Annotated in this window: 6 protein-coding genes and 2 pseudogenes; 5 read left to right on the top strand and 3 right to left on the bottom strand. The window is 38.7% G+C overall.

The window, feature by feature from the left end; translation table 11 throughout:
* Positions 1-104 precede the first annotated feature (104 nt).
* Entirely contained in the window at positions 105-2,129 is a 2,025-nt protein-coding gene (locus tag J3U73_RS10550; RefSeq protein WP_267410406.1) for a hypothetical protein, read from the bottom strand.
* 173 nt (positions 2,130-2,302) lie between these two features.
* Here J3U73_RS10550 and J3U73_RS10545 point away from each other — a divergent pair, with 173 nt between their 5' ends.
* Positions 2,303-5,848 carry a TIM-barrel domain-containing protein gene (locus J3U73_RS10545; protein WP_267410405.1) on the top strand — a complete coding sequence of 1,182 codons (3,546 nt, stop codon included), beginning with the start codon at positions 2,303-2,305 and terminating at the stop codon, positions 5,846-5,848.
* Positions 5,849-6,043: 195 nt separating this feature from the next.
* Positions 6,044-7,036: a tagatose 1,6-diphosphate aldolase gene (locus J3U73_RS10540; protein ID WP_220269207.1), complete on the top strand. Its 993-nt coding sequence runs from the start codon at positions 6,044-6,046 to the stop codon at positions 7,034-7,036.
* Between the two features lie 149 nt (positions 7,037-7,185).
* Here the strand turns inward: J3U73_RS10540 and J3U73_RS10535 are convergent, their stop codons facing one another.
* Entirely contained in the window at positions 7,186-7,947 is a 762-nt protein-coding gene (locus tag J3U73_RS10535; protein ID WP_220269208.1) for a MurR/RpiR family transcriptional regulator, read from the bottom strand.
* Between the two features lie 120 nt (positions 7,948-8,067).
* Between J3U73_RS10535 and pfkB the strand changes: the two genes are divergently transcribed.
* From pfkB to J3U73_RS10525, 3 genes and pseudogenes are all read left to right on the top strand, one after another.
* Complete coding sequence (gene pfkB, locus J3U73_RS10530; protein ID WP_267410404.1) at positions 8,068-8,997, top strand: 1-phosphofructokinase; 930 nt, start codon at positions 8,068-8,070, stop codon at positions 8,995-8,997.
* A gap of 1 nt (position 8,998) precedes the next feature.
* Positions 8,999-9,299 (top strand): annotated as a pseudogene (locus tag J3U73_RS10930) (PTS fructose transporter subunit IIB); the annotation flags it as partial.
* A gap of 62 nt (positions 9,300-9,361) precedes the next feature.
* Positions 9,362-10,894, top strand: a pseudogene (locus J3U73_RS10525) (fructose-specific PTS transporter subunit EIIC); the annotation flags it as partial.
* 38 nt (positions 10,895-10,932) lie between these two features.
* Here the strand turns inward: J3U73_RS10525 and J3U73_RS10520 are convergent.
* Positions 10,933-11,517, bottom strand: a complete 585-nt coding sequence (locus tag J3U73_RS10520) for an NAD(P)H-dependent oxidoreductase (RefSeq protein ID WP_220269211.1) — start codon at positions 11,515-11,517, stop codon at positions 10,933-10,935.

The raw sequence follows: 11,517 nt of genomic DNA, 5'->3' as shown, positions 1-11,517 counted from the left end.
TGATAGATTTCAATTTTATCTTGCTTAGATAATTTAGCCATAAAAATAACCCCCAAATTTGTCCTAAATTTGGGGGTCACTTCACTAGAGGCTAATCCTATTTTTTATTTTGAAAAGATAAGTTGAATTAACTCAAACGGTTTAAGTTCTTCGTTAATAGTTACGGAACTTCCCGTTTGCCGAAGATTGATTTGCTTGCGCGTTACTGTCGAACCATTTTTTCTAATTAAAGTGGCCTGATTATGAAGTAGCTTTTTACCAGTGTGCCAGTTAATTTCCCGGTATGAATCAGACGAAAAATTAGCTAGCCAGGCAATTTTACCATCAGCTTGCAGCAATAATTTTACATTAGGCATCTGTTCTAGGTAATCAATGGATGTGATGCTAGTAAGCATTTGTTGCAGTAACCCTTGCTTATAAGTAGAAAATTGTGCTTCCCAACCGTGACGTGGATCTTGGTCAACTGGCAGAACAAGTAGATGATTATCAATTACGGCCATAAAATTGCCTAAGCGCTCATCAACTGAATTATAGGCAGAGGACCAAATATTAACGTTACTTTCTGGATCGTAGGTAAGTTGCAGGTAATTACCGGTATGTTGCAGCATCGTAATGCGGGGATTAATGACACCATCAACTTTCTTCCCATCTGCTTGCTCAAAGGACTGGTAGCCAGTACGGCACTTATGCCAAACTGCTTTTTGAATATGAAGTAAGTTTTCTAAGCCGCGGTCCAGCAATACTTGAATGCTTTCACCATCTAACAAGACAACATTGTCCTGAAGAAGTTGCGTAATTTGCTGATTATTAAAATTTCTAAGAAGCTGGCCGGCAATAGCGATAATTTGCTTTTGTAGTTTAGTGTCAGCACTGACTGGCAAAATTGTTGTAGCAAATCCCATGGCACCTAGTAAACTGGCCCAATTTTTTTCATGCGGCAATAATTCCGTTACATCCAAGCCATACTTAGTTTGTAAGTTATAGCAAGAATCCTGGTCGACCAGGACCTTAATACCACGCAAGTGTTCAATAGGCAGTCTGCTTTGCGATAATTGGTTAACAAAAGGCTTCGTTTCAGCCAGCATTTCTGCGTAATGCCAGCTTTGGTTAATCCCATTACCCATCATATCAAATAGGTTTAGTAAAATTCCCTGGCTACCGATTAAAGCAGCCGTAATTATTTGAAACTGACTAAAAGTCGTTGATTTTACCAGGGGTGAATACATGTAATTTTCAAGTTCAGGATAAAGTTCAGTTTTTTCTCCTAAAAAAGCAGCTGTAATTCTCGTGTACTCTTCAAAAAAACGTCCATATTGATTTGGCGCAATTTCATTATAGGCTGGCAAGTGGGGACGGGCAATTTGGGGATGGTCCTTTCCGGCTTGTGCCAAAAATAGGTTATTCCAATCACGTCCTTCTAATGCATGCCAATCAGGATAAGATGTCATCTGCGCTAAGTCTGTTTCTGGGCTTACTTCGTGAACAGCTTGTTCGAGTAAGTGTTCTGTTTCGATCATTTCAGTTCGTGCTTGATCAAGATAGATTTTCCGTTCCAAGGTCGGTGGACCTGGCTGCAGCATTTTTTTAACGAATTCACTTCTAGTTTCTTTTCGGCCAAGTTTTTTCTCATAAAGGTGCATGTGGTAGTCACAAAAGCACATTAACCCAAGTGGTGTGTGATTATAATGACGAAAATCATCTTCTAACCATAATCGTTTAGGATGAATACTTGCATATTGCGCGTATATCTCTGTTAGGTATTTTCGCCATGTTGGATCAGCTGGGCAGGCCATATCGTTAGCCTTTTGGCCATTAAGATCAACAAACGTGTTAAAGCCAATTTGCGGATTAACATGATAGCCGCGATCTGAATGCATGATTGTTGTCCAAGGATTTAAGCTGGTGGTAACACCAATTGCAGCTAATTTTGCCTGCAACGGCTTAATTGCATTAAGCCAAACCTGAGTTTCTCTTTTAGTCAAATGGCTATGATTGAGCTCTTCACCATTAATGAAAAAAGCAACATCATCAATCTGTCCCTTTTTTACAAAGTCTAATAATTGCTGGTCTTTTTCTGCTGTATTGGTACGAGGATCAAGCATATAGCGCAAAGTATAAATAAATTTCATGATTTCATTCCATCCACATAGTAAATATGTAATATATTATTTTTTATAATCAATAAATAAAAGTTAATATTTTTCGTTAAAGTATGTCATAAAATCTATACCTATTATATAATTATATAATAAAACGCTTTCCAAAAATCTAGTAATTTTAATTTTTATCAAGGAGATAGCATATGCTAGGTAAAAATAATCGATTAGGTAAACAAAAGAAAGTTAGTAAATGTATTAATCGTTGGTCTATTAGGCGGTTTAATGCGGGCGCAGCGTCTGTCATAATCACTACGGGTTTTATTGGTGCTAGTGCCTTATATTGCGGTGTAAAGACGGAAAATGTATCGGCTGCTGCTATAGAAAACATTAGTGAAAGTAGTAATTCACAATCCCCAGCTGATAAGCAGGCAATAGAAGAAAATGGCTCTGAGCAAAATTCCGTACCAGATACTGAGCAGCCGCGAGAAACAAGTAAAGGAAATGAAGTAATGCAGCAATCAATTATCAATATAGTTAAAAAAGAAAATTATTTTGAGGTTACTTATGCAAATGGCCGAGTTGCCAGACTATATGTTTTAAGCCCCAAGATGTTCCGCTATTATCTTGACCCAACTAAAAAATATGATGAGCCCGAGCAATCAGAAGCGGATTTGAACGCTAAAATGCTGGCCAAGGGTCAGGATGCTTACGGTAAAAAGGGTTTGAAAAAAACAACTGCAACTAAAAGCAATAAGGGCTGGAAGCTTTCGACCGGTGCAATCGAGATTAATTTTGATCAAGCAGCTGGCACTATGAGTGTGACTAAGGGGAAGCGCACAATTTTACAAGAGGCTAAGCCAATCGAAATTACGGATAAGTCAAGTACACAGACTTTAAAGGATCCTGCCGGCAGTCATTATTTTGGTGGTGGTACGCAAAATGGCCGTTTTAATCTAACTGGTGACAATATTAAAATCGAAAATACAAACAATTGGGTTGATCAAGGTGTAGCATCACCTAACCCATTTTACTGGTCCTCGAATGGTTACGGCGTTTTACGTTATACCTTTAAGCCGGGACGATATGACTTTGATAGTGCAGCTGACGGTTTAGTAACGACAACGCACGATGAAAACCGTTTTGACGCAATCTACTTTTTCGATGATTCACCGTATGATTTAATCCATGACTATCAAGAATTAACCGGCTTGCCTGCCTTGACGCCAATCTATGGTTTTTATGAGGCCCATTTAAATGCTTATAATCGTGATTATTGGGTTGAAGTTACTCCTGATACCAACGGTGCAATCAAATATCCTGATGGAAAATACTATAAAGAGTATCAACCAAAGGAGTTGCCAGCAGAATACAAGGATAAAGCAATTCGTGAAACGCTAAATGGTGAGCATGGCGGCACGAGTTATCAGTTCAGTGCGCGTGCAATGCTTGACCAATATTTAGATCACGACATGCCAATTGGTTGGTTTTTGCCAAACGATGGTTACGGTGCAGGGTATGGTCAAACGGATACTTTAAAGGGAAATATTGCGAACTTGCATGACTTTATTAAATACGCTAATTCCAAGGGAATTCAGGTCGGTTTATGGACTCAACAAAACCTTTCTCCCGCAGATCCGGCTAACCCTAAGCCAGATGACCGTGATTTTGAGCAAGAAATTGCTGCTGGAGTGACCGCTCTTAAGACGGACGTAGCTTGGGTCGGCAATGGCTATTCCTTTGGTCTTAACGGTACGCAAACAGCCGCCAAAATGATCAAAAAAATTAAAGGCGACAGCTTGCGCCCATTTATTGTGACAGTTGATGGCTGGGCTGGCACCCAGAACACAGCCGCAGTTTGGACTGGTGATGAAACCGGTGGAGAATGGGAATATATTCGCTTCCAAATTCCAACCTATATCGGTGAGGGTCTGTCTGGGCAACCTAATGCAGCTTCAGATATGGACGGTATATTTGGTGGTAAAAATGCAATCATTAACACTAGAGACTATCAATGGAAAGCTTTTACACCAATTCAATTAAATATGGATGGCTGGGGCAGCAATCCGAAGAATCCGTTTGCCTTTGATGATGCCACCACAGCAATTAATCGCGCTTATCTAAAGCAAAAATCAATGTTAATGCCTTACATTTATAGTATTGCGTCTGAAGCGACTTTTGCTGGAAAGCCAATGGTACGGGCGATGTTCCTTGATTATCCTACCGAACCTGCCGCATACACTGATTTGGTTAAGTACCAGTATTTGTGGGGAGACAATTTCTTAATTGCCCCAATTTATCAAAATACTGCTAGTGATCAAGCCGGAAATGATATTCGCAATGGAATTTATTTACCAGACAAGAACCAGGTTTGGATTGACTACTACACCGGTAAGCAATATCAAGGAGGTCAGGTTATTAATAATTTTGCCGCTCCAATCTGGAAACTTCCAGTCTTTGTTAAAGCAGGTGCAATTATACCGGTTGCCCCAGCGACTAATACCCCGCAAGAATATCAGTCACTAAAGAATCAGCGCCAGTTTGAAATTTATCCTAGTGGACATAGCAGTTTTACTGTGTACGAAGATGACGGCATTTCGGCCCAATATCAATCTGGTCAGCACGCCGAAACTACCATTACCAGCAACTTAAAAAATACTACTTTAACTATTAATGTTGCTAAGACGAAGGGACAATATGCTGGCTTTGAACCAAATAGGACGACTGAATTTGCTGTGAAAACCACGCAAGAGCCAGCAACAATTAAGGTGAAAGCTGGCAATAAGAATATTTCTTTACGACAGGCACATGATCTGGCTGACTTTAATAAATCTAATAACGTTTATTTCCTTGATCAGAATTACAGCACTAACTCATACCTAGATAAGATGGCTGGTGCAGTGAAGCAAACTTTCTTAAGAATTAAGTTGGCTGCAACTGATGTAACTCGCAATTCACTTACAGTTTCAATTACCGGGTTTAACAAAGATACTGCTATTGTTAACCAGTTACCGGCTGAGAATGCAAATATTGCTCAACCAACTGCTTTAAAGCAAGACAATGAGGGAACAACTGAAAATGCAATCACAGTTACTTGGAATCCTGTAGTAGACAGTACAAGTTACAATTTAAAGGTAGATGGAGTTTTACATACCAATATTAAAGAAACCAAATTTACCTTACCAAATATTAGGCCAGAGTCTGCACACACATTCCAGGTTCAGGCGGTTACACCTAACGGAGCTTCCAAATGGAGCACTATTCAAACCTTCTCAGCGAAAGAAAGTATTTTGAAAAACACCGTAAAAATAACGTCAGTTAAGACTAGTTCCAACATTAAAGACACCAATATTTGGGAAGACGATCAGCCGGTTGAAAATCTTTTTGACCATGACTTAAGCACAATTGCACATTCTAATTGGTTCTCTGATGGCAACAAACAGGCGGCTACGCCAATGACGATAACCGCACAATTAGCTGAGCCGACAGATCTTGATCGTTTTGTTTATCTTCCGCGTAATGATGGTGGAACTAATGGGATTATTACGGCAATTAAGATTGAAGTAAGTTTAGACGGAACTAATTGGCAAGAGGTTGGTAGTGCTTCGAATTGGGCAAAAGATAGTTCAACTAAGGAAATTAAGTTTGCGCCGGGAACCAAAGCAGCTTGGATAAGATTTATTATTCCAACTGGAGGTTCAGTTAATGAGTTTGTTTCGGGAACCGAATTCTTAATCTATAAAAAAGCCTAAAATAAATGGTTAAATGTGGAAAAATAGTTTTTACCTTTAATTTTCTAATAAAGGCTGTTAGGGAGCTGTAAACTTTTTCAAAATTGATCTCAAAGCTGAAAAGTTTTTCGTAAATCCGACCGCTTCTTTAAATGCGCTTACAATGAGTATATAATAACCGTGTGCGATTAAAGAGAATGTTAAAGGAGATTTATAATGAGATCAATATCTTCCGCAGTTGCAAAACATCTGGAAAATTTGTCAACTAAAGATGGCGTAATTAGTGCGTTAGCAATCGATCAGCGTGGTTCTTTAAAGAAAATGCTGGCTGATGCTGCTAATAAACCTGCTGATGAAACAACAATTGTTGATTTTAAAAAGGCAGTTTCAAGTGAATTGACACCTTATGCCTCGTCAATTTTGACAGATCCAGAGTATGGCTTACCAGCAACTAAAGTCCGAGACAAGAATTGTGGTTTGCTTCTTTCTTACGAAAAGACTGGTTATGATACTACTGAGCCTGGCAGAATGCCAGATCTGATTGCTAACCAATCTGGGTTGCGCATTAAGAATGAAGGCGGGGATGCGATTAAGTTTTTGCTTTACTATGATCCGGATGAAGGCCAAGAAATCAATGATAAGAAGAAGGCCTTTGTAGAGCGGGTTGGCGCTGAAGCAAAAGCTAACGAATTACCATTTTTCCTTGAGCTATTGACTTATGACAGCAAGATTGAAGATACAAAAAGTGCAGAATTTGCCAAAGTTAAAGCTAATAAGGTTTTACAAGCGATGAAAGAATTCTCCGCACCGCAATATGAAGTTACTGTTTTGAAGGTGGAAATTCCATTTAATATCAAGTTTGTAGAAGGCTTTAATGGAAATAATGAGGTGGTTTACACACAAGAACAAGCTAAAGACTTGCTTAAACAGCAATCTGATATTACTGACCTGCCATTTATATTCCTATCTGCTGGCGTAACGAGTGAAGAATTTATTGCTGAAATCAAAATGGCCGAAGAAGCTGGAGCTGACTTTAACGGAGTCTTATGTGGACGTGCAACTTGGAAGCCTGCTATTAAGCCTTTTGCAAGTGAAAGTGAAGCAGCTGGGCGCAAATGGTTATCAACTAAAGGTAAAGAAAACATTGAAAACTTAAACCAAGCGCTCAAAGGAGCAAAATCTTGGCGTGATAAATTGACGGTTCAATAATCGCGAATAAGTTAATAAGACTATTACAAAGCACGATTCAGTGATTAATAACGGAATCGTGCTTTTGTCTGCGCTTATTTAATTATGATAAGAATTTACTTATAAAGCTCAATAAGCTGGCTGACTAGTAGAAAAACTAGCAGCCTTTTTTAGTTGGTCTTGAAAAAGTTGGTTCTGACTGAATATGCATCGCAAAAAATTCTCGTCATAATCTGCAATGGCAGGCGTGAGCGTACTTCATATTCGGGAAAGTAATTTGTTTTTGACTTGTAGCCAATGAAAGAAAGCGTTGAGAAAGCTAAAATGCTGCCAGCTGGGTTAGTAGTAAAAGTTAAAATAGGAATATCATTTTTTCGCAATGTTTTGGCTGCCTTGACCAATTCTTTTGTTTCGCCATTCAGCGTAATAAAAATAGCAAGAGCATCATGGTTTAATTTATTAGCAATTGTCATAATGATATTAGGATCGGAATGGAACTCACAGTATTTGCCAGTTAGCTGCAATTTAACCATCATTTCATGTGCAATCGATTCTGAAAGTCCCCGAGCAAATAAATAAACGATCTTAGCTTGTTTAGTCATGGAGATGCTATCTTCAATCGTACTGTAATTAAGGTTGTGCAGAGTATTATTCATTTCAATCTCGTTTTTAGTAATAACGCTCCTAATCTTGTCATCTGCATCATTCAAAACCGTAAAAGTAGAATTGGATTTACTTTTTAGTTTTAGTGCTTCGCGATAAGAAGTATAGCCACTGTAACCCATCTTTTGCATTGTGCGAACAATTGTGGCAGTAGAAACATTAGCAAATTGGCTTAACTTAACGATTGACATTTTAGCAATTTTATCCGGATTATTTTCGACAATATTCCAAAGATGCAATTCAGCGGAACTTAGTTCTTTTGTCGGCATGATTATACCTCTTTTGTAAATAGTTTTCTGTTATTTTTAGTAAACGCTATCATTTATGAAAATCGTTACACTTTATTCTCTTTATAATAGTACAAAAGGCAAGGAAAAGGAGAAAAAGCATTGATTTATACAATAACTTTAAATCCAGCAATCGATTTAGTAATTGTGACGAAAAAATTAGAACCAAAAGTTGTTAATCGAACGGAAAGTTTTGAATTGCAGCCTAATGGCAAAGGCGTCAATGTATCATTTATTTTAAAAAAGCTTGGCATTAAAAGTGTTGCGACCGGTATTGGTGGCGGGTTCACGCTTGACTACGTTACTAATGGATTAGCGGCAAAGGGAATCAAAACTAAATTTTTGAATGTGAAGGGTTTAACTAGAGTGAATGTTTTCACTAATGTCATTGACCAGAATACTGAATATAAAGAGGTTAATCCTGGACCAGAAATTAGCAAAGAAGTGCAGCAGCAATTTTTGGCTTATTTTGAGGAAACACTTACTGAAGAAGATTTAGTGGTAATTTCTGGTAGCTTTGCCCAGGGGATCGAACCAAGTTATTTGGTGCAAATTGCCCGGATTGTCGCTGCCAAAAAAGCGAAGCTGGTAATTGATAGTAGCTATTTGGCGGTGATTGATACCCTACCGTACCATCCGTTTTTACTTAAGCCTAACGAAACCGAACTGGCCAGTTTTTACCATTATCAAGGTGAAATGACTAGTGCCAAAACGGTTGAATTAGCGCAGAAATTGGTGCAGGCGGGCTGTCAAAATGTCCTAGTTTCGCTTGGTGCAAGAGGAGCAGCACTAATTAGTGAAAAAGAAGTTTTATTTGCCAATGCTCCTAAAATCAAAGTGGTCAATTCAGCGTGTGCTGGTGACACGATGTTGGGTACTTTTCTTGCCTTCATAGAAAAAGGTCAGTCAATTAGTGAAGCACTAAAAGTAGCAGTAGCTGCCGGCAGTGATACGGCAAGCAGAACGGGCTTGACGGATTTTAAATTAGATAAATTATTGCCGCAAATTACGGTTAAAGAAGGGATGAAATAAAATGGCTAAATATGATTTAGTGGGTGCGACTGGGTGTGCAACCGGCGTTGCCCATACTTTTATGGCACAAGAGGCTTTGGAAAAAGCCGCCCAAAAATTAGGCTATACAATTAAAATTGAGACTCACGGACAAACTGGGGTCGAAAATCGCTTGACTAGTGACGAAATTGGAGCAGCACAAGCAGTAATTGTCGCTTCAGATATTGATGTTGGTACAGAGAGATTTGCAGGTAAAAAACTAGTAGTTGTCCCAGTTGCCAAGGGATTAAAAGAGCCAGAAGAATTAATTAACAAGGCTCTGAATGCACCAGTTTATCGCCAAGATAAAAAACTGCAGTCAACGGAAACTGTGGCAAATAATCAAACTATTGGTAATAAGCTTTATACTTCATTAATGAATGGGGTATCCCACATGTTGCCGTTTGTAGTTGCTGGTGGGGTATTGATTGCCATCTCCTTTTTTTGGGGAATAAACTCGGCTGATCCGAAAAATAGTGAATACAACCAATTTGCTGCAATGTTAAATACAGTTGGTAGCACGACGATGAACCTAATGGCGCCAGTTTTAGGAGCTTATATTGCAGAGGCATTAGCTCAAAGGACTGGCTTTGTAGTCGGACTAGCGGCTGGTTTTATAACTTTTAACGGCGGTGGTGGCTTTTTAGGCGCAATTGTTGGTGGTTATCTGGCTGTTATCGTTGTCTGGCTTCTGCAGAAATTATTTCAGCCTTTACCAGATGATAAATTTAGGGGACTAAAATCAATTTTTCTATTTCCAGTCTTAGGCGTATTAATTACCGGTGCAATTATGTACTGGTTAAATACACCGATAAAAGCAATTAATCTGGGATTGATGTCATGGCTAAAAGGCTTTGAAAATACTAGTCCAGTATTACTTGGAATTATCGTCGGGATGATGTGTGCTGCTGACTTTGGTGGTCCGATTAATAAGGCTGCTTATGTAACGGGCACGGTTTTACTAGCCCAAGGCAATTATTACTTTATGGCTGGCGTTTCTGCCGCATGTATTGCACCACCACTAGCTACGGGATTTGCTGTTTTAATGAATCCAAAAGCATATACTAAGAGTGAAAAAACGGCGGGCTATGTCAACTTCTTATTAGGCTCGACACATATCACAGAAGGAGCAATTCCGTTTGCTGCCAAACACCCATTATGGAACATTCCTGCTTTTATGGTTGGTTCAGCTGTTGCATCAGTTTTAACTTACCTGACACGGATCACAGTTCCTGCTCCCCATGGTGGTTTCATTGTTTTACCATTGGTCAATAAGCCATTTTTATGGGTACTTTGGATTGTCATTGGAGCGATAATTTCTGGTGCATTACTGGCTTTAATTGCCGGCAGATTTGCTAAAAAAGAAGCTGTAGTTCCAAGTAATGAAAGTTCAACCATTACGGAAACTGCTCAAGATAATCCCGAAGACCATGATCCAAGTAAAATTTTGGCATTAAATAATATTCAAGTTGATGTTGATGTAAAAGATCGTGATGATGCCCTTAAGTATTTAGCTGATTTTGCAGTACAAAATAACTTGGCTACCGATGCCGCTAAGGTTTTGGCCGGTTACAAACAGCGAGAACAAGAGGGCAGCACGGGAATGACTGAAGGTTTTGCAATTCCGCATGCTCAATCAGCAGCAATTAATAAATCGGCGATGATAATCTTGAAATTGAAGAAACCAATTGATTGGCAGTCGCTAGATGGACAGAAAATCGATACTGTAATTTCATTCTTAATTCCAGAAGTAGATAGTAACTCACATTTAAAATATCTTTCCAATACGGCAAAATTATTAACTCATGAGGATTTCATTGCTAGTCTAAAAAAGGCTAATACACCGGAAGAAATCTATCACTTATTTAAAAATGAATAGCATATAAAAAAGGCAAGGCTTCGAAGAGACCTTGCCTTTTATTTAAAACGATAGTTGGCAATATAGTTTAAGTATTTTTGGCGTTTTGACAATTTAGCAAACGTGATGCCGCCAAAATGAAGCCAATGACGCCTCTTCATTCCAAGTTGCTTTAAAGTATGATTGATGAATACTCGTTTAATGGCGTTGCCACAGAAGAATTGAAGATAAAATTTGGGCGAGGTGGAAGTTGTTAGAACATAGGTATGCTTTATGTTGGTCAGTTCACCATGAATGCCAAGAGATGAAACGGTATGTGAAAGACCAGCTCCTTCCTTCATCACCTTGTCGATAAAGCCTTTAAGCATTCCTGGTATGCTGTTCCACCAAAGAGGTGTAATAAAAATAATACTAGATGAATTTTGTAACATGGTTAAATATTTTGTTACTAATGGATCATGTGTTTCGCCTTCATGGTATAACCGTAATTCTTCCTTATCGTAGACCGGATTAAAATGTTCAGCATAAAGGTCAATTATCTGGAAATGTTGCTTTTGCTTGTTTAAGTTAGTTTTCACCATGCTCAAAATGGCGTGATTAAAGCTTTTTTCATAAGGGTGACAATAGACTATTAACGTGCTCAA

The sequence above is a fragment of the Lactobacillus sp. B4005 genome, from assembly GCF_026536045.1.
Taxonomy (GTDB): Bacteria; Bacillota; Bacilli; order Lactobacillales; family Lactobacillaceae; genus Lactobacillus; species Lactobacillus panisapium.
This window is presented reverse-complemented; position numbering and strand designations above follow the sequence as displayed.

Excerpts from the sequence above, each read along its gene's own strand:
- J3U73_RS10550 (WP_267410406.1), bottom strand. The coding sequence starts at position 2,129 with ATGAAATTTATTTATACTTTGCGCTATATGCTTGATCCTCGTACCAAT.
- J3U73_RS10545 (WP_267410405.1), top strand. The coding sequence starts at position 2,303 with ATGCTAGGTAAAAATAATCGATTAGGTAAACAAAAGAAAGTTAGTAAA.
- J3U73_RS10540 (WP_220269207.1), top strand. The coding sequence starts at position 6,044 with ATGAGATCAATATCTTCCGCAGTTGCAAAACATCTGGAAAATTTGTCA.
- J3U73_RS10535 (WP_220269208.1), bottom strand. The coding sequence starts at position 7,947 with ATGCCGACAAAAGAACTAAGTTCCGCTGAATTGCATCTTTGGAATATT.